The sequence below is a fragment of the Rhodospirillales bacterium genome (assembly GCA_028824295.1).
Classification (GTDB): domain Bacteria; phylum Pseudomonadota; class Alphaproteobacteria; order TMED109; family TMED109; genus VXPW01.
Genome location: JAPPED010000009.1, coordinates 1 through 18,131 on the forward strand (window position 1 = coordinate 1; position 18,131 = coordinate 18,131).

Sequence of the window (18,131 nt, forward strand, 5' to 3'; positions counted from 1 at the left end):
GGACGGCACTACCTTCAACTACGGGCCACCCAACTACTTCCAGCGTCCCGATGAGCGTTGGACAGCCGGTCTGCTCGCCACCTATGACCTCCCCGACCGCGCCGAGGCCTACGCCGAAGTGATGCTCATGGATGACCGATCGGTCGCCCAGATCGCGCCATCCGGGGCCTTTTTCGTGACGGATACGCTGGGTTGCGGCAATCCATTCCTGTCCGCACAGCAGTTCGACGCGCTGTGCGGCCGATACGGCCTGACGACGGATGATGAACAGACGGTGTTCATCGGCCGCCGCAACGTCGAGGGCGGCAATCGGCAGGACGACCTTCGCCACACCTCTTACCGCGGCGTGCTCGGTGTGCGGGGCGACCTTTCCGAGCGCTGGCGGTACGACCTGCACTACCTGCGTGCCAACGTCGATATGGAGCGCAAGTACCTGAACGATCTCTCCATTACCCGGATCAGGCATGCCCTTGATGCGGTCCGAGATCCCGGAACCGGTGAGATCGTGTGCCGGTCCGCGCTCGATGGCTCCGATCCCGACTGTGTGCCCTGGAACATCTTCCGAGCGGGCGCGGTCACGCAACCAATGCTCGACTACCTGACGTTGCCGCTGTTCGCCAACGGATCCACCGGCCAGACGGTCGTATCAGGTCACCTTGCCGCGAATCTCGGTGCATACGGGTTCCGGTCGCCGTTCGCTGCGACGGGCCCGGACGTGGTGATCGGCGCCGAGCATCGTAGCGAGCACCTCGCGTACGACCCGGACGACGCCTACCGTAGCGGCGACGGCGCCGGCCAGGGCGGCGCCAGTAAGCCTGTCGGCGGGGGCATCAAAGTCTCGGAGGTCTTTTTCGAGGCGGGGGTCCCGCTGCTGCACGATGCACCGTACGCGGACGAATTGGTGCTGGACGGGGCGTACCGTTACTCGGACTACGATTACGGCCAGCAGACCGACACCTTTGGCGTGCGCGCCAACTGGGCTGTGAATGACGGCGTGCGCTTGCGGGCAAGCGTCCAGCGGGCGATCCGGGGTCCAAATGTGCGGGAACGGTTTCTGCCGCAGGGATTTAACCTGTTCGAGATGACCGCCGACCCGTGCGCGGGGCCTGTCACGGATGGCCGGACCGCTGTCGGCCGCACGCTCGAGGAATGCGCCCGCAGCGGCGTCACACCCGCCCAGTTCGGGGGCATCGAGCACTCGCCAGCCAAACAGTACAACTTCTTGCAGGGCGGCAACGCCAACCTGACGCCCGAAGAATCGGACACGTATGCCTACGGCTTGGTGTGGACCCCAACCGGCTTCGACGGCCTGACTCTCAGCCTGGATTACTACTCGATCGAGATCCGCAAAGGCATCAGCACAGTAAAGCCAGAATTCATTCTTAATCAGTGTCTTGACGGACATTCGTCACAATGTGAAAAGGTCAGGCGCGGCCGGAGCGGCGACCTCTGGCTGGGATCCGACATCGAGCGGAGCGGCCACATCGTGTCCCTGCTCGACAACCTTGCCGTCGAGAAGGTGCAGGGATACGACTTCACAGCGCGGTACGACCTAAGCGTCGGCAACTGGGGCCGCCTGAGCTTCAGCGACGTCCTGTCCGTCACCACCACCTGGGACCGGCAGGAGTTGCTCGGAGCCCCGACGGTGGATTGTGCCGGGCGTTGGGGAGCCACCTGCGGTTCACCCGTCCCGGACGTGCGGAACAATTTTCGATTGACCTGGCTGACGCCATGGCGGATACACCCGAGCCTCGCGTGGCGATACATCAGCAGCGTCGACGACCTGAACCCGGATGCAATCGATCTCGGAGCCCGGAGCTACTTCGACGTCTCGGCCAGGTGGGACCACGGCGACACCTTCAGCCTGCGCATGGGCATCAACAACCTGTTCGACAGGGCACCGCCGGTCGCAGGCAGCGCTGCAGGACCGTCGAACTTCGGTAACGGCAATACATTCCCCGACCTGTACGACGTACTTGGGCGTTACGCGTTCGTCGCCGTGAGCCTCAGGCTGCCCTAGCCAGCCCGTGGGTCGACGGCGTGCCCCCAGTCGATCGCGCGAGTACGGCTCCGCAGCCCGATCCGGCGGCTTCGGGATCGCGTCAGATCACGAACGCAGTCGCTCGTTGCCAGGATCATGCGGAGAGTCGGGCACAACGAGTGCGGGATACCGCCTGCCCAAGATCTCGATCTCAAGCTCAGTGCCCACGGCTTCATGCCCGTTCTCCACGTAGCCAAGCGCGAGGCATTTCTTCGTGAAGTGTCCGTAGGCGCCCGCCGTCGCGCGCCCGATCATGCTGTCCCCCTGCCACAGCGGTTCGTTGCCGATGGGATCGGCATCACCGACCTCGCGTACTTCGACTGTGACAAATTGACGCGGCATGCCGTCCGCCTGCTGGCGGATGAGCGCGTCGCGGCCAATGAAGTCGCCCTTGTCGATGGCCGCAAACCGGCCTAGCCCGGCTTCCAGAATCGTGTACTCGCGGGTGAGGTCCTGAGCCCACATCCGGTAGGACTTTTCAATGCGAAGCGAATCCATCGCGCGCATGCCGCACTGGCCGATCCCGAATTCAGAACCAGCCCGCAGCAACTCCAAGAAGATATGCCGTTGGTATTCAATCGGGTGATGGATTTCCCAGCCGAGTTCCCCGACGAAATTGATGCGCATCAGACGCACCGGCGCGAGCCCCACGTGCGTGTGCTGTCCGGTCAGCCACGGGAAGGCACCATTGTCGAGATCGGCCTCCGTGATCTTTGACAGCACCGCCCTTGCATTGGGACCGGCGACGACAAGCGTCGCGTGGGAGGTCGTGAGGTTGTCGAGCCGGACGCTGCCGTCGTCCGGTAGATGCTTGGTCAGATAGTCGCCGTCGAAACGCTCTGCTGCGCCCGAACTGACCAGATAAAAGCTGTCACCGACATCGCGCATGATCGTGAATTCAGAACGCACGCCGCCCTGCGGGGTCAGCGCATGGGCCAGATGGATGCGGCCGACCCCGCGAGGCAGCCTGCGGCACACCAGGCGGTCAAGCCAGGCCTCTGCCCCCGATCCCGACACCTGGAACTTGGAGAAGCTCGTAATGTCGATGATCCCGACATTCTCGCGGACGTTCCGATGCTCCCTCGCGACATGCGGGAAGTAGTTCGTGCGCCGGAAACTCCAGACATCCGAGCGCTCGACACCGGCCGGCGCAAACCAGTTGGGCCGTTCCCAGCCGTAACGCTGACCCCAGACCGCCCCCATGCCGTCGAGCAGGTCGTGAATCGGGCTGGTCTTGGCAGGGCGCGCCGCCGGTCGCTCCTCGTCCGGATAGTGAATGATGAAGACGTGTTCGTACGCCTCTTCGTTCTTGGTCCGAACGTACGGCAGGTTCGCATACGCTCCGAAGCGGCGGGGATCGACATCCATCATGTCGATCGAGGGTTGGCCTTCGACGATCCATTCCGCGAGCTGCCAGCCGGCCCCGCCCGCGGCCGTGATCCCGAAACTGTGCCCCTCGTTCAGCCAGACGTTCCGGAGGTCCCATGCCGGCCCAACCAGAGGACTGCCGTCCGGCGTGTAGGCGATCGGGCCGTTGACGATGTCCTTGATGCCGGCACGTTCGAAGCTTGGAACGCGCTTGATCGCCGCCTCCACGTGCGGCATCAGGCGATCGAGATCCCCGGGGAAGAGGTCCCGCTCGAAGCTTTCCGGAACGCCGTCCCAGAACCGTGCCGGCGCCCCCTTTTCGTAGGGTCCCAGGATGTAGCCCTGACGCTCTTCCCGCAGGTAGTAGGAGGCGTCAGATTCGCGCAGCACGGCCATTTCCGGCAGCCCCTGTCGGTGCCGTTCCACCAACTCCGGCACCTCATCCGTGACGATGTATTGGTGCTCCACCGGGATCGTCGGAAGGTAGATTCCCAGCATCCGACTGGTGTGCCGGCTGTAGTTGCCGGTCGCGCAGACCACGTGCTCGCACGTAATGTCTCCGTCGGGCGTCCGGACCAGCCACTCGCCGTTCGATTGCGGTTCCACGGCCGTGACGGGGGTGTTCTGGTAGATCTCGGCGCCCCGGTTACGGGCGCCGATGGCCATCGCCTGCGTCACGTCGGCCGGAGCGATGTGCCCGTCGTCGGGATGGTAGAGCGCTCCGACCAGTCCCTCCGTGTTGCACAACGGCCAGAGCGCGGCGACGTCCTCCGGCGTGATGATCTGGAACGGGACGCCGATCGTGTTGGCAGTACCACAGTACTTGCGGTACTCGTCCATCCGCTCCTCGTTGGTCGCGAGTCGCAGGTTTCCCGTCACATGGAAACTGACATCCTGGCCGGTCTCTCCGGGCAGGGTCTTGTAGAGATCGACCGAGTACTTGTGCAGCTGGCCGACGCTGTAACTCATGTTGAACAACGGGAGGAGACCGGCGGCATGCCACGTCGAACCTGCGGTCAGCTCGGTGCGTTCGCACAGGACCACCTCTGACCAGCCCTTCCGAGCCAGGTGATAAAGCGTTGAGACACCGACGACTCCGCCGCCGATCACAACCACCCTTGCGTGTGTCTTCAAGTTTCTCCCCCACCCGGCCGCACGTCACGACCCAAGATTCGCACAGAAGTTACGGCACAACCATCCCCGACCCGCCCCGGCCGATGGTGGCGCTGGCAATCCTGGGAGCGGTTGCCATCCCGTGCCGGAGAACGCGTGTCCATCGTCCGGGGTTGGGTGGTGGCCAGCAGGGACAATATCGCGCGGCCGGAAGGGGCGTTGCTGGTGCTGCCCGGTGGTCGAACCTGCCGTCCCTGGACGACCGGACGTCGCCCCGCTCAAGCAATCGACCAGCGGCACCTACCAGCGGTTGCCGGCGCCGCAAAACCGGACGACGGAGATTGCGTGATTCTCCCTTGCGAATGTACCATTTGCCCGTTGGACCGCTGGCGTTCGGGTCCTCGTTTTCGGCTCCGTCTGGCGGCTTCGAGGCTCCGGGCATCTGGTGCCGCGGCACGCCGCAAGGAAGGGTCTCGATCATGGTGAACCATCAGGATTCGGTCGATCAATCCGACCGCAAGGTACCGATCAATCTTCGGCAGTCTGGCTCGACACCTACGGAACTCCTAATTTCGACCCGGGTGCGGAAGTCCCCCTACTGGCATCTGTCGCATCAGGCGGGCTGCTGGCGGGCCACCGTGTACAACCGGATCTACCATCCCCGCGGGTACGTGCGGCCGGAAGACGGCGGCGCAACGGTCGAATACGACGCGCTGGTCAATCATGTGACGCTTTGGAACGTCGCCGTGGAACGCCAGATCCGCGTCGCGGGTCCGGACGCCGAGGCATTCGTCAATTACGTGATCACAAGGGATGCCACGCGAATTCAGCCGATGAACGGCAAGTACGTGATTCTGTGCAACGAGAAGGGCGGCATTCTCAACGACCCGGTGCTGCTCCGCCTGTCGGAGAACGAATTCTGGTTCAGCCTGTCGGACTCCGACGTGATGTTCTGGCTGCAGGGCGTAAACGTGGGCCGGAAGGCCAACGTCGAGATCGACGAGATCGATGTCTGCCCGGTGCAGATCCAGGGGCCGAAGTCGGTCGCGCTCATGACCGATCTGGTCGGCGATCAGGTCGGTGAACTGCCGTCGTACGGCCTCATGGAGGCCACGGTGGCCGGGTGCGACGTGGTCGTGTCGCAGACCGGGTTCAGCGGCGAAAAGGGCTACGAGATCTACTTGCGCGACGCCACGCTGCACGCGGAAAAACTGTGGGACGCGGTCCTTGCGGCCGGCGAGGCGCACAACCTCATGGTGATCGCACCGGCGCATCAACGGCGGATTGCCGCGGGTATCCTCTCCTGGGGCCAGGACATGGATGCCGAGACCCTGCCGTTCCAGTGCAATCTCGGATACCAGGTGCCCCGGACCAAGGCGACCGACTATATCGGCAGGGCGCGCCTCGAGGAGGTCCGTTCCCTGGTCGAGGCGGGTAAGCCGCCGTTCAGGCTGACGCTGGCGGGACTGGCGCTCGGCGGCAGGCCGATTGAGGAGTACGCGCCGGATTTCTGGCTGATATCGGGTTCTGACGGAGGCAAGCCGGTCGGCTATGTCACGTCGCCCTGGTATTCGCCTGAACTGGAAACCAACATCGCCCTGGGATACGTCCCGTGCGCCATGGCGACGCCCGGAACCCGAGTCAAGGTCTGGCTGCCCGACGCCTACCAGACCGACCCGGGGCAGCCGGTGGACGGCACGGTCACAGAGGTTCCGTTCCGCCCCTCGGTGAATCCGAATGCCCGGGAGATCGCGAAGGCGCAGGGGCGCGATGCAGCCTACTGACCAACCGAGGGTGGAGGCCGGCGTGGCGCGCGGGTCGGCGTTGCGCGCCGGCAGCCCGGGCCGCCGGGGTCCCCGTCCACCAGGGCCCGATACGCTGATGCCGCATCACCCGACGCCTGGCCGCAGTTGAAGCGATTCCGGCGTTCGAAGGGATTGCGGGGATGACTCGCTACTCGATCTTCAGCCTCGCCCGCAACGCCTTCGGCTATCACCACAGTTGGCCGCGGGCCTGGCGCAGCCCGGAACCTGCCCCGTCCTATGACGTGGCGATTGTGGGCGGCGGCGGTCATGGTCTGGCGACCGCCTACTACCTGGCCAAGGAGCACGACGTCGGCCGCATCGCCGTCCTGGAGAAGGGATGGCTGGGGGGCGGCAACACCGGGCGGAATACCACGATCATCCGCTCCAACTACCTGTGGGATGAGAGTGCGCATCTCTACGAGAAGGCGCTGCAGCTCTACGAAGGCCTCAGCCGAGAGTTGAACTTCAACATCATGCTCAGCCAGCGTGGCGTTCTGAATCTCGCCCACAACGAACACGACCTCAAGGAGATGTCCCGGCGGGTGCGGGCGATTCGCCTGAACGGAATCGATTCTGAAATCCTCGACCCGGCGGGGGTGAAGACGGAAGTTCCGATCATCAATGTTTCGGACGACGTGCGATATCCGATTCTCGGTGCGTCGCTCCAGCGGCGCGGCGGCGTCGCGCGCCATGACGCCGTCGCCTGGGGATTCGCGCGCGCCGCCGATGCCCGCGGCGTGGACATCGTGCAGAACTGCGAAGTCACCGGGATCGAGATCGCGAACGGCCGTGTCCGGGGTCTCCAGACATCCCGCGGCACCATCGCAACGAAGAAGGTCGGCCTCGTCGCGGCGGGACATTCGAGCGTGCTGGCGGCGATGGCCGGGCTCCGACTGCCCATCGAGAGCCATCCGCTGCAGGCGATGGTGTCGGAACCGATCAAGCCGGTCCTCAACAGCGTCGTGATGTCGAACACTGTCCACGTCTACGTCAGCCAGTCCGACAAGGGCGAGCTCGTGATCGGGGCCGGGATCGATGGGTTCAATTCCTACGCACAGCGGGGCAGCTTCCAGGTCGTCGAAAGCCAGATGGGGGCGCTCCTGGAACTGTTCCCGATCTTTTCGCGCCTGCGGATGCTGCGCCAATGGGGCGGGATCGTCGATGTCTGCCCGGACGCAAGCCCGATCGTCGGCAAGACGCCCGTCGACGGCCTCTACATCAATTGCGGCTGGGGCACGGGTGGCTTCAAGGCGACGCCGGGGTCGGGCTGGGCATTCGCCCATACGATTGCGCGGAACGAACCGCACGAGTTGAACGCCCCGTTCACGCTGGAGCGCTTCAGCACCGGCGCACTGATCGACGAGCACGGCGCCGCCGCGGTCGCACATTGAGCGCGCCATGCTTCTGATCCCCTGCCCCTGGTGCGGCCGCCGCGACGAAAGCGAGTTCACCTGCGGCGGCGAGGCCCACATCCAACGCCCGGCCGATCCCGCCGCCCTCGACGATGCGGACTGGGCTGACTACGTCTTCATGCGCACCAATTCGAAGGGCCGTCATCGGGAGCGCTGGTGCCACAGCCACGGCTGCGGCCGGTGGTTCAACGTGGAGCGGCACACCCTCACGCATGACATCCTCGCGGTCTACCGGATGGACGAAACACCGCCCGACGAAGGCGAGGCCGACGGGTCATGACCGATCAACCGTACCGCCTGCTGGCCGGCGGCATGATCGACCGGCGACGGCCGGTCACCTTCTCGTTCAACGGCGAACGGTTGACCGGGTTTTCGGGAGACACCCTCGCATCGGCCTTACTCGCAAACGGCGTGCACCTGGTCGGACGCAGCTTCAAGTACCACCGGCCGCGGGGCATCCTGTCCGCCGGCACCGAGGAGCCGAATGCGCTGGTGCAGCTCGGGTCCGGGGATCGGAGCGTGCCCAACCTGAAGGCCACCCGGATTGAGCTCTACGAAGGATTGACGGCGACCAGCGTCAACTGTTGGCCGAGCGTCAGGTTCGACGCCGGAGCCGTCATCGATGTCGCCCACCGCCTGGTTCCGGCCGGCTTCTACTACAAGACGTTCATGTGGCCGCAAGGCGGCTGGCATTTCTACGAGCGCTGGATCCGGCGGATGGCGGGCATGGGCCGTGCGCCCACCGGGTCGGACCCGGACCGGTACGAACGGATGAACGCACACTGCGACGTGCTGGTCGTCGGGGCCGGGCCCGCGGGGCTGGCCGCTGCGCTGGCCGCCGGCCGCAGCGATGCGAGGGTCATTTTGGCCGACGAACGCGGCCAGCCGGGCGGCTCGCTTCTGAACACGGCCGCCAACGAGTCGGAACTCGAGCCCGGCTGGAGCAGCGGGGTCACGGCTGAACTCGAATCGATGACGAACGTGCGGGTGCTGTCGAGAACCACGGTCACCGGGTACTTCGACCACAATTTCCTCATCGCGCTGGAGCAGGTTACGGACCATCTCGGGCCCAACGCGCCTGCCCACCTTCCGCGCCAGCGGCTGTGGCGCATCCGCGCCGGCCGCGTGGTGTTGGCGACGGGTGCGCTGGAGCGACCACTGGTGTTCGCCAACAATGATCGACCAGGGGTGATGCTTGCGGGGGCCGCCCGCGCGTACGTCAACCGCTTTGCCGTCCTCCCTGGCCGGCGGGCTGTGGTGGTGACCAACAACGACAGCGCCTACGAAGCGGCGCTGGAGCTCCGTGCCCACGGCGTGGCCATCGCCGCCATCGTCGATCACCGCGGCCACCCCGACGGAAGGGAAGTCCGAAGGGCCCGGAAAGCCGGCCTGGATGTCCTGCCGGGCCACGCAGTCGTGGACACGAGCGGGCGCCGCCGGGTGCGCGCCGCCCTTGTAGCCAGGATCGCCCGGGACGGCACCATCTCGGGACCGACGCGCACGCTGGCCTGTGATCTGATCCTGATGTCCGGGGACTGGAGTCCGGCCGTGCACCTGTTTTCGCAGTCCGGCGGACAGCTGCGCTACGACACGGCCCTCGGCGCCTTCCTACCTGCCCATCCGCGCCAATCAGTGCGATGCGCCGGTGCGATCAACGGCGCAACTGACACGACATCCTGCATACATGAAGGCCGAAGCGCCGGGCTGGACGAGTCGCCGGCGCCCGAGCCAGCGTCCACGTCACCGACGCCCCCCACGCAGCGGCAAGTCTTCGCCAGACATCGCGCCGGAGAGGCGAGAGCCTTCGTGGATTTCCAGAACGACGTGACGGCAGCGGACATCACGCTGGCAGCCCGGGAAGGCTACGAGTCGGTCGAGCACCTGAAGCGCTACACCACCCTCGGCATGGGCACCGACCAGGGCAAGACCGGCAACGTACCGGGTCTCGCGATTCTTGCCGGCACGCTCGGCGCGCCGGTTCCCGCAGTGGGCACGACAACCTTCCGACCGCCGTACGAGCCCGTCACGTTCGGTGCCATCGCCGGGCGTGACGTCGGCGCCCTGGCCGACCCGGTTCGCCGAACGCCGATGCATGCCTGGCACGAGGAAGCCGGCGCCGTGTTCGAGGACGTCGGCCAATGGAAGCGGCCCTTCTACTACCCGCGGCCCGGCGAGACCAAGCGATCGGCAGTCGCGCGGGAATCGCTGGCTGTGCGCAATGCAGTGGGAATCATGGATGTGACCACGCTCGGAAAGATCCTGGTCTGCGGCCCCGACTCGGTCGAGTTTCTGAACCGGGTCTACACCAATGCGTGGGACAGCCTGGCCGTGGGACGCTGTCGCTACGGCCTGATGCTCGGCGAGGACGGGATGGTCCTGGATGACGGGGTCACGGCGCACCTCTCACCGAACCGGTTCCTGATGACCACGACCACGGGCAATGCGGCCCGCGTGCTGGCCTGGCTGGAGGATTGGCTGCAAACGGAATGGCCCGACCTCGACGTGTATCTGACCTCCCTCACCGAGCAGTTCGCGACCATGGCGCTTGCGGGACCCGGCGCCCGGCAGGTCCTCGCCGGATTGGTCGACGATATCGACGTGGCCCCCGCGGCCTTTCCGTTCATGGCCTGGCGCAGCGGCCGTGTCGCCGGCCTGCCGGCGCGGGTGTTCCGGATCAGCTATTCGGGCGAGGTAGCCTACGAGATCAGTGTGCCCGCCAGTCATGGCATGGACCTCTGGACGGCGGTGCTTAAGCAGCGTTCCGGGTACGAGGTCACGCCGTTCGGAACCGAAGCCATGCACGTCCTTCGGGCCGAAAAAGGTTATCCCATGATCGGTCAGGAGACCGACGGAACGGTGACCCCGCTGGATCTGGGAATGGAGTGGATCCTGAGCAGCAAAAAGGACTTCCTCGGTCGACGGTCGTTGCGACGGAGCGCGATGCTCGATCCGTCGCGCAGGCGCCTAGTGGGGCTGAAGACCGAGGATCCGGAGGCCGTGGTACCGGAGGGGGCGCAAATCCTGCCGACGCCGCCGTCCGGTTCGCCAGAAACCATGATCGGCCATGTGACCTCCAGCTACTGGAGCGCGACTCTCCGCCGGTCGATCGCGCTGGCACTCGTCATGGGCGGTCGCGAACGAGAATCCCACACCGTCCACATTCCGCTGGACCACGGCACCCTCCGCGCGGAAATCTGCGATCCGCGCTTCTACGATCCGGAGGGGATCCGCCTGCATGGCTGAGACCGCCGCCAGCGATCGCCCGGCGGTTTCGCTGACCCCATCTGCGCCCCGCGGACGCATCAACCTGCGGGGCGACGCTGGAGATCCGGCGTTCAACGAGGGCGTGGCCGGGGTCATCGGGGTTGGGCCGCCTTCGAAGGCCAACACCGCCACGTCGGCTGCCGGCGGCGTCATCATGTGGCTGGGTCCCGATGAATGGCTCATCGAAGTCGTGGCGGCGGCGGAGTCCGAGGTCGCCATGGCGCTCGAGAGCGCCCTGTCCGATCTCCATGCCGCGGTGGTGATGGTCGGCGACGCCCACATCACCCTATCGCTGTCGGGCCCGAAGGCCGTCGAGGTACTGGCCAAGGGAATGACGCTGGACCTCGATCCGGATCACTTTCCGGCTGGCTGCTGCGCCCGCAGTCTGCTGGCGAAGGCACCGGTCCTGCTGCACCGACCGGGTGCGGACGTTCTGTACGAAATTACCGTGGCACGCAGTTTCGCCGATTACGTATCTCTTTGGCTGCGCGATGCCACAATCGAATACCTCGGATTGCCGTAACCGCCGGCCTGCCTGACCGCGCTGCCGCAGGCAGCACTCAAGCGGGCCGCCACCGGGCCCAAATGGGCACGGTGCAAGACACCACGGGCGGTGCCGGCGGGACGGTGAAAGCCGATGCAGAGTACGCCTATGCCAACGCCTTCGCCGGGCTGTAGCGTTGCGGACCCCGCCCTGTGACCTGGGTACGCCAGGACCCGTCCAGACGCCGGGTTCCTCTGCGCCGTTTCCGTTCCAACCACAGGAACGATATCCCGAAGTGCACGCGGCGGAAGGTCCTGCGCTTCCTGCGAGTCACCGGGCGCGGGCGCCTCTTCAGTTCCAAGACCCGCGACCGAGCACGCAGTCCGTGCGCTCCATCCGCCGGGTATAATCTCTGTTTCACGCCCTGCGGAAATATCCGGCTGCGTCCGGGAGGCCGGCGTCCGGGAGCGACCCGAGCGGCACAAGCCTGGAATCGGTTCGAAGCACAGCATGGCATTGAGTAGGTTTGGCCTAGCGCCCGTCCCTTCGGAATCCAGGTAGAGCGGACTAGGCACAGCGGAGCGAGCGATGTCCGAGACGGAAATCATCTTCGAAGTTAGCGACGATGAACTCGACGGCGGGTATTCAGCGAGCGCCCTCGGCTTCGGCATCCACACGGAGGGCGGAACGCTCGACGAGCTCCGCCGCAACATCAAGGAAGCGGTGGACTGCTACTTCGACGACAGCATGGAGCGCCCGCGCCTGATTCGGCTTCACTATGTGCGTGACGAGGTCCTGGTTGCTTGAGGCTCCCGCGCGCCGTCAGTGGCGCCGCACCCCGAACGCCCGGAAGAAGTAGTTGTAGAAGCTCTGCGTCTCGCCCTTCTCGTAGGCCGCGTCCTTCCAGTCCTCGGAGAAGGCGGCGGCGCGGGCGCGGATCTCTTTCCACGCGAGGCGCACCGCCTAGAACTCTTCCTGGTCGAAATAATCCTCGTCGATCCGCCTGACCTCGTAACGGGTCCGTGTCCGGACCCCGACGCCGTGGCGGACCATCAGCCGCGCGAGTTCCTCCCCGTCGATCAGAACGATCCGCTTCGGACTGCGTTTCACGTAGTCCCGCGCCGACCGGGTAAAGCCGGAGGTGGTGACGCATACACCCTTGGTCGTCCCCGCCGCGTCGATGGCACCGGCGAAGTCCCGGAGGTCCCCCTCGCCGACATTGTTGCCGGTGGCGTACTTCTTCGCCTGCACGTAAACCTCGTCGAGCCCGAGCACATCTTCCCGGATCGTGCCGTCGATGCCGCCGTCCCCCGCGCGACCGGTCACGCGGCTCCTGGCACCGTCGCCGCCGCCGTAACCCATGGCGACCAGCAAATCCACGATCACCCGTTCGAGGAACGCCGGGGATGCGTTGCGAACCCGGAGCAGCAGATCGGCTTCGAGAGCGGTACCCAGTTGCCGGGCTGCACGATCCAGTGCCTCCTCCGGCGTTTCGGAGAGGTCGCCGTGTCGACCGGGCGGCGCGTCCTTCTCAGGCGATGACACCTTCGCCTGCCGCGACCAGTCGGCAAAGGCAGGGTACGTTCCCAGCACATCCAGGTCGATGCGCGAAGGGGCCTGGGACAGGAGGTGCTCCCCGTCCGCAGTCACCCGATAGACGCCGCGGCGGACACGCGTCAGGAGGCCGGCGCGTTCCATGTAGATCACGGCCCAATTCACGCGGTTCCCGAATCTCGACTGCCGGCCGCTCGGGAGCAACTCCCGGACCGCTTCCGCCGACAGTCTCTCGGCCGTGGCGACCCGCTCACGGATCGTCGACAGAGGTGTCTCCTCCCCGGCAGCAAACGCCCTGAGGGCTGGGAGCATCAGCGCCTGGAAGTCAGGAACGGACATTCGACAACGCGTCTTCGGCCGCCGACGGCCGCGGGTTCACACGCGCGGCGATCTCGCGGCCCGCCGCAATCTCTGCCCGGCGAAGCTCCCAGGTCTTCTGCAGGTTCAGCCACAGCTGCGGCGTGGTTCCGAAATACCGCGCCAGCCGAAGCGCGGTGTCTGCGCTCACGCCACGTTGGCCGTTCATGATCATCGTTACCCGGTTCACTGGCACGCCCAACTCCCGTGACAGTGCATTGGCCGACAGCCCGAGCACGTCAAGCTCGTCGCGGAGGATTTCCCCCGGATGCACGGGCTGCATTCCACTTCGCACGTTCATGCCTCATCCCCTCAGTGATAGTCCACGATCTCCACATCGCACGGCCCGTCGTCGGTCCACCGAAGACAGATGCGCCATCGCATGTTGATCCGAATGCTGTGCTGACCAGCGCGGTCACCCCGCAGTGCCTCCAGCCGATTGCTGCGCAACGCGGCCAGATCGCGGAGCGTTTCCGCGCTGTCCAGCAGGGTCAGCCGACCTGTCGCCTGACGGGCAAACCCGTGAAAGGCTGCCACACGCTGCCCCTCGAAGAAGCGTCGCGTCGCCGGATCCCTGAAGCTCCGTATCACGCGAGCCGACTGTAGACGGCATTACGGTTTCCGTAAAGGCGAAACGACTTGCGGTCGTGAACCAAGACTTGGTCGCGCCCGCATTGATGCCCGGCACCCTGTGTGCGGGCCGAGTGCAGGACGCTGCTGGCGAACGAAACTTCGCGCATTGATCCGTTACCTCGTGCTTCCTACACTACCGGCCGGGAGCCGCGCGACGGTTCGGGAACTGTTTCCTGAGGTGCGTGGTGGACGCGGTCGCTCAAGCGCCGATCGGGCTAACTGCCGGTTACAAATTGGGTTGCTTCGCGCGAACGTACGAGCGGTCAGGAAGCAAGATGCAGACGCCATTCGGCGTTTCGGGCACACACACAGGCACACACAGGCATACACCCCACGCAGCTGTGTTTTGAGGGCCTGGGCCAGCGGTGGTGAGCGAAGAGGGCTAGCCTCTGCCGGTCAGTCCGGTGCCGCTCGACAAGGGGAACCCCATGGCGAACAGCAGCAATTCCACCCCAGCGACCGAACGCGGCAACCATCCGCTCAACCCCCTGACCCCAGCCGAAATCCGAGCCGCAGCCGGGATCGTCCGGGAATGGGACGGTTGGACGGAAACCACGAGATTCGAATCGATTCGCCTGCGCTATCCCGGCAAGGCGCAATGCCGGGCGGAGATCGCGGACGGCGCGGCCAGCGGCAGCCGGAGGGCCTATGTCAGCGCATACGACACTGCAACCGACGGCGTCTCCGAGCTGATCGTCGACCTGACCGGTCGCGCGGTGGAATCGGCCCGCGAGGTTCAGGGTGCGCGACCGGCGATCAACATCGACGAGTTCCTGGTCTGCGCGGAGACCGTGCCCCAGCATCCCGACTTCATAGCGGCGATGGCGAAGCGCGGCGTCACCGACCTCTCGAACATCCAGATCGACCCCTTCTCGGCCGGCAATTTCGGTTTCAAGGACGAGCGCGGACATCGGCTGGTGCACTGCTTGGTCTACCTGCGCTCCGATCCGGCGGACAACGGCTACGCTCATCCGGTCGAGGGTCTGAACGTCCTGTTCGACCTCAACAGGGTCGAGGTTGTCCGGGTCCTCGACCACGGGGTCCACCAGATCCCGATGGCTTCCTCGAACTATCAGGCCTCGCGGCCCGAGATCACCGACACCCTGCGCGGCGACCTGATGCCGATCCACATCGTCCAGCCCGACGGCCCGTCCTTCACCGTCGAGGACCGCGTCGTGAGCTGGGCCAACTGGCGCTTCCACGTCGAGTTCCATCCGCGCGAAGGCCTCGTGCTCAACGACATCCGGGTGCGCAGCGGCGAGCGTGCGCCGTGGCGGCCGCTGATCTGGCGCGCATCGATCGCGGAGATGGTAGTCCCCTACGGCGATCCGTCCTTCAACCACTACCGCAAGAACGCCTTCGATGTCGGCGAGTACGGCATGGGCCAAGTTGCCAACCCGCTGAAACTCGGCTGCGACTGCCGCGGTCACATTCACTACTTCGACGGCGTGTTCAACCTGACCTCGGGCGAGCCGGCGGTCGTCGAGAACGCCGTCTGCCTGCACGAGGAAGACGACGGCATGTTATGGAAGCACACCGACTACGTGACCGGCGGGACGGAGCACCGCCGGGCGCGCAGGCTGCTCATCTCGATGGTCGCGACGGTCGGCAACTACGAGTACGGATTTTACTGGATCTTCCACATGGACGGTACGCTGGAGCTGGAGGTCAAGGCGACCGGCATCGTGAACACCCAGGGCCTGAACGCGGTCTCCGGCGTCGCCTACGGCACCGAGGTCATGCCCGGCGTCGTCGCCCCCAATCACCAGCATCTGTTCTGCGCCCGGCTCGACATGGCTGTCGACGGCGACGCCAACCGGCTGGTCGAGTTGAACGTGGTGCGGCCCCCGATGGGCGGGGACAACCCGCACGGCAACGCGTTCCGCGTCGAGGAAACGGTGATCGAAACCGAGGGAGGCCGGAGGCGAAACGCGGACAGCGAGCGGTTGTGGAAGGTCGAGAGCACTTCGGTGACCAACGCGCTGGGCAGGGCAACGGCCTATCGCCTCCATTCCGGAGGCATGTTGCGGCCGTGGCTCCATGCCGACACCATGATGGCGAGACGCGCCGCCTTCATCTTCAACCATGTCTGGTGCACGCCCAGCGATCCAGACCAGCGGTACCCGGCCGGACGCTTCGTCAACCAAAGCGACGGTTCGGACACCATCGCAACCTGGGTGAAGCAGGGCCGGTCGATCAGGGACACCGACATCGTGCTGTGGCATACGTTCGGCATTCTGCACCTGCCGCGAGTCGAGGACTGGCCGGTCCAGCCGGTCGCCCGCACCGGCTTCCGCCTCGAAGCCGACGGTTTCTTCGATCGCAATCCGAGACTCGACGTGCCGCCCAGCGCCTGACAAGACGGCGATCCGCCCGACACCCGGTCGCGACGGAGACAATGCCCGGCGCGACCCCCAGCCACGAGCAGAAGTGCCGGGCGGATGGGAAGGCGGAGAACTCGGGGCCGATCTCCGCGGCCACCGTCAACGCCGTGCCCGTGCCGATGGTCGGGATCACGGTGAGATCGACCCCCATCATCCGGTGCAGCGCCGCGCGCGTGGCCGGGTCCGAGCGCGGATCGGCCGGACGCTGGGCGACCGGAGCAGGGCTGTCGGGAGTTCCGTCTGCCGGTGCCGGCGTCAGGCCATCGATCATGGTCGCAATCCGCGCCTCGCAGGCCTGGATCTGCTGCTCCAGGAAGTCGTGGCGCTGCAGCGCCTGCTCCAGCGAGAACAGGTGCTCCTCGCGCCAAGTCCCCTCCAATCAACCTTCTCCGCTATTCTTTGCTTTCCTGCCCATTGTCAGATTCGCTCTTGAGTGACGGCAAATTCGACCACGAAATCTTCGGCAGATCGCCGTCCGGCTTATGCGCCCGCTCTGCGCCGAGCACCGCACGACCTGCCTTTGGCCGAAAGCGGATAAAGGACAGCCGCCGAGACAGCACCCCGTCCGTCCGGGCGGGCACGAGGCTCGATCATGTGTGCAGCGCGCCCGCACGCCGTTCGGCGGCGATCCGCTCGCGGCGCGCCTGCGCAAGCTCGTAGCTCGCCTGCATCCGCATCCAGTGCTCGGCGGTGCCCCAGCCGACATCCTCAAGCGCCAGCGCCATGTTCGCCGACACGCCCGCCTTGCCGTTCAGCAGCCGCGACAGCGTTCCGCGCTCGCAACCGAGACGTGCCGCCGTCTCGGTCACATTCCAGCCCACTTCGTCCATGCTCTCGCGGATCAGTTCGCCCAAGTGCGGCGGGTTCTGCATCGGGCCGACGCGATCGCTCGCAATGTCGTTCATGGTCAGTGCTCCCGTTCCGTCAGTGGTAGTCGATCAGGTCCACGACCACGGCCTCGCCGTCCTCGAAGCGGAACACCACGCGCCAGTTGCCCGAGACGCGAACGCTCCACTGGCCCGTGCGGTCGCCCTTGAGGGGATGCAGCCGGAAGTTCGGCGCGTCCGCGCTGCTCGGATGCGTCGCCTCTTGCAGCCGAAACAGGATGCGCCGGAGCCGTGGCGCGAGACCGGCTGGCAGCCGCGCCGCGTCATCGCGCTCGTTCAGCGCTCGCAGTCCCTTGTGCCTGATCCTCATGATTAACTGTAGCGCGGCACGTTACACGCTGCAATCGCCTGCCGTGCTGTCCCAACCGGTGGCGACTCTGCGGAGCTCGCCAACGCGCTGCGGGAGCAAGAGCGGCATTGCCGCTCGCCGGCGCCCGCACCACCACCGACGGCGCGGGCCGAGTGAACGACGCTGCCGGTGCGCCCGGTTTCATGCGCTGATCGGTTACCTCCGGCTTCCTATCGTGCCGTGCACCGGTTCCGGGACTGTCTCAACAAGTGCGCGACGGGCGCTGCCGCTCAAACGTCGCTCAGGCTAAACACCGATTGCGCAACGGTTTTCATCGCCAGACAGCTTGAGTGGTCAGGAAGCGCGATTGGGACGCCCTTCGGCGCGTTGGCCTCACACTCCATGTAGAGAGTAGAAGACCCCCGGTCCCTTGGCAGTTGAGTCCGGTGACAGTCGATCGGAATCGGCCTTCCGGCTGCAGCTCTTCAGCACGATCTCCGGTGCGGAGCCACATTGCATCGGGCATTGCCCCGTTTTACG

15 protein-coding genes are annotated in these 18,131 nt (G+C 65.8%); 8 read left to right on the forward strand and 7 right to left on the reverse strand.

Annotated elements, in window-relative coordinates; all coding sequences use genetic code 11:
• The coding region (locus tag OXH60_05205; GenBank protein MDE0711515.1) for a TonB-dependent receptor at nt 1–2,020 on the forward strand (2,020 nt) is incomplete at its 5' end.
• 87 nt (nt 2,021–2,107) lie between these two features.
• Here the strand turns inward: OXH60_05205 and OXH60_05210 are convergent.
• Nucleotides 2,108–4,543 carry an FAD-dependent oxidoreductase gene (locus OXH60_05210; protein ID MDE0711516.1) on the reverse strand — a complete coding sequence of 812 codons (2,436 nt, stop codon included), beginning with the start codon at nt 4,541–4,543 and terminating at the stop codon, nt 2,108–2,110.
• 458 nt (nt 4,544–5,001) lie between these two features.
• Here OXH60_05210 and OXH60_05215 point away from each other — a divergent pair, with 458 nt between their 5' ends.
• The 6 genes from OXH60_05215 (at nt 5,002) to OXH60_05240 (ending at nt 12,294) form a co-directional block, all read left to right on the forward strand.
• Nucleotides 5,002–6,306, forward strand: a complete 1,305-nt coding sequence (locus OXH60_05215) for an aminomethyl transferase family protein (GenBank protein MDE0711517.1) — start codon at nt 5,002–5,004, stop codon at nt 6,304–6,306.
• Nucleotides 6,307–6,467: 161 nt separating this feature from the next.
• Entirely contained in the window at nt 6,468–7,718 is a 1,251-nt protein-coding gene (locus OXH60_05220; GenBank protein ID MDE0711518.1) for a sarcosine oxidase subunit beta family protein, read from the forward strand.
• A gap of 7 nt (nt 7,719–7,725) precedes the next feature.
• Nucleotides 7,726–8,019, forward strand: a complete 294-nt coding sequence (locus OXH60_05225; GenBank protein MDE0711519.1) for a sarcosine oxidase subunit delta — start codon at nt 7,726–7,728, stop codon at nt 8,017–8,019.
• On the forward strand, nt 8,016–10,982 hold the full coding sequence (locus tag OXH60_05230; GenBank protein MDE0711520.1) for a sarcosine oxidase subunit alpha family protein: 2,967 nt from the start codon (nt 8,016–8,018) through the stop codon (nt 10,980–10,982). Before OXH60_05225 ends, OXH60_05230 begins: the two co-directional genes overlap by 4 nt.
• The gene (locus OXH60_05235) at nt 10,975–11,526 is read left to right on the forward strand and encodes a hypothetical protein (GenBank protein ID MDE0711521.1); all 552 of its coding nucleotides are present in this window, start codon (nt 10,975–10,977) and stop codon (nt 11,524–11,526) included. The genes OXH60_05230 and OXH60_05235 overlap by 8 nt, the downstream gene beginning before the upstream one ends.
• Nucleotides 11,527–12,075: 549 nt before the next feature.
• Complete coding sequence (locus tag OXH60_05240) at nt 12,076–12,294, forward strand: hypothetical protein (GenBank protein ID MDE0711522.1); 219 nt, start codon at nt 12,076–12,078, stop codon at nt 12,292–12,294.
• 15 nt (nt 12,295–12,309) lie between these two features.
• Here the strand turns inward: OXH60_05240 and OXH60_05245 are convergent, their stop codons facing one another.
• Genes OXH60_05245 through OXH60_05260 form a run of 4 tightly spaced genes read right to left on the reverse strand, consistent with a single transcriptional unit; the run spans nt 12,310 to nt 13,989 of the window.
• Entirely contained in the window at nt 12,310–12,447 is a 138-nt protein-coding gene (locus OXH60_05245; GenBank protein ID MDE0711523.1) for a hypothetical protein, read from the reverse strand.
• Nucleotides 12,448–12,450: 3 nt separating this feature from the next.
• Nucleotides 12,451–13,380 carry a restriction endonuclease gene (locus OXH60_05250; protein ID MDE0711524.1) on the reverse strand — a complete coding sequence of 310 codons (930 nt, stop codon included), beginning with the start codon at nt 13,378–13,380 and terminating at the stop codon, nt 12,451–12,453.
• Complete coding sequence (locus OXH60_05255; GenBank protein MDE0711525.1) at nt 13,367–13,699, reverse strand: HigA family addiction module antitoxin; 333 nt, start codon at nt 13,697–13,699, stop codon at nt 13,367–13,369. Before OXH60_05255 ends, OXH60_05250 begins: the two co-directional genes overlap by 14 nt.
• An 11-nt stretch (nt 13,700–13,710) precedes the next feature.
• Nucleotides 13,711–13,989, reverse strand: a complete 279-nt coding sequence (locus OXH60_05260; GenBank protein MDE0711526.1) for a type II toxin-antitoxin system RelE/ParE family toxin — start codon at nt 13,987–13,989, stop codon at nt 13,711–13,713.
• A 470-nt stretch (nt 13,990–14,459) separates the two neighbouring features.
• On the opposite strand from OXH60_05260, the gene OXH60_05265 reads away from it, so the two are divergent.
• Complete coding sequence (locus OXH60_05265) at nt 14,460–16,388, forward strand: primary-amine oxidase (GenBank protein ID MDE0711527.1); 1,929 nt, start codon at nt 14,460–14,462, stop codon at nt 16,386–16,388.
• A 617-nt stretch (nt 16,389–17,005) separates the two neighbouring features.
• Here OXH60_05265 and OXH60_05270 read toward each other — a convergent pair.
• Nucleotides 17,006–17,320, reverse strand: a complete 315-nt coding sequence (locus OXH60_05270) for a HigA family addiction module antitoxin (protein ID MDE0711528.1) — start codon at nt 17,318–17,320, stop codon at nt 17,006–17,008.
• Nucleotides 17,321–17,339: 19 nt separating this feature from the next.
• Nucleotides 17,340–17,612 (reverse strand): type II toxin-antitoxin system RelE/ParE family toxin, encoded by a 273-nt coding sequence (locus OXH60_05275; GenBank protein MDE0711529.1) that lies wholly within the window; start codon nt 17,610–17,612, stop codon nt 17,340–17,342.
• Between the last annotated feature and the right edge of the window lie 519 nt (nt 17,613–18,131).

Excerpts from the sequence above, each read along its gene's own strand:
- OXH60_05215 (MDE0711517.1), top strand. The coding sequence starts at position 5,002 with ATGGTGAACCATCAGGATTCGGTCGATCAATCCGACCGCAAGGTACCG.
- OXH60_05250 (MDE0711524.1), bottom strand. The coding sequence starts at position 13,380 with ATGTCCGTTCCTGACTTCCAGGCGCTGATGCTCCCAGCCCTCAGGGCG.
- OXH60_05225 (MDE0711519.1), top strand. The coding sequence starts at position 7,726 with ATGCTTCTGATCCCCTGCCCCTGGTGCGGCCGCCGCGACGAAAGCGAG.
- OXH60_05235 (MDE0711521.1), top strand. The coding sequence starts at position 10,975 with ATGGCTGAGACCGCCGCCAGCGATCGCCCGGCGGTTTCGCTGACCCCA.
- OXH60_05230 (MDE0711520.1), top strand. The coding sequence starts at position 8,016 with ATGACCGATCAACCGTACCGCCTGCTGGCCGGCGGCATGATCGACCGG.
- OXH60_05265 (MDE0711527.1), top strand. The coding sequence starts at position 14,460 with ATGGCGAACAGCAGCAATTCCACCCCAGCGACCGAACGCGGCAACCAT.
- OXH60_05270 (MDE0711528.1), bottom strand. The coding sequence starts at position 17,320 with ATGAACGACATTGCGAGCGATCGCGTCGGCCCGATGCAGAACCCGCCG.
- OXH60_05275 (MDE0711529.1), bottom strand. The coding sequence starts at position 17,612 with ATGAGGATCAGGCACAAGGGACTGCGAGCGCTGAACGAGCGCGATGAC.
- OXH60_05255 (MDE0711525.1), bottom strand. The coding sequence starts at position 13,699 with ATGAACGTGCGAAGTGGAATGCAGCCCGTGCATCCGGGGGAAATCCTC.
- OXH60_05220 (MDE0711518.1), top strand. The coding sequence starts at position 6,468 with ATGACTCGCTACTCGATCTTCAGCCTCGCCCGCAACGCCTTCGGCTAT.
- OXH60_05240 (MDE0711522.1), top strand. The coding sequence starts at position 12,076 with ATGTCCGAGACGGAAATCATCTTCGAAGTTAGCGACGATGAACTCGAC.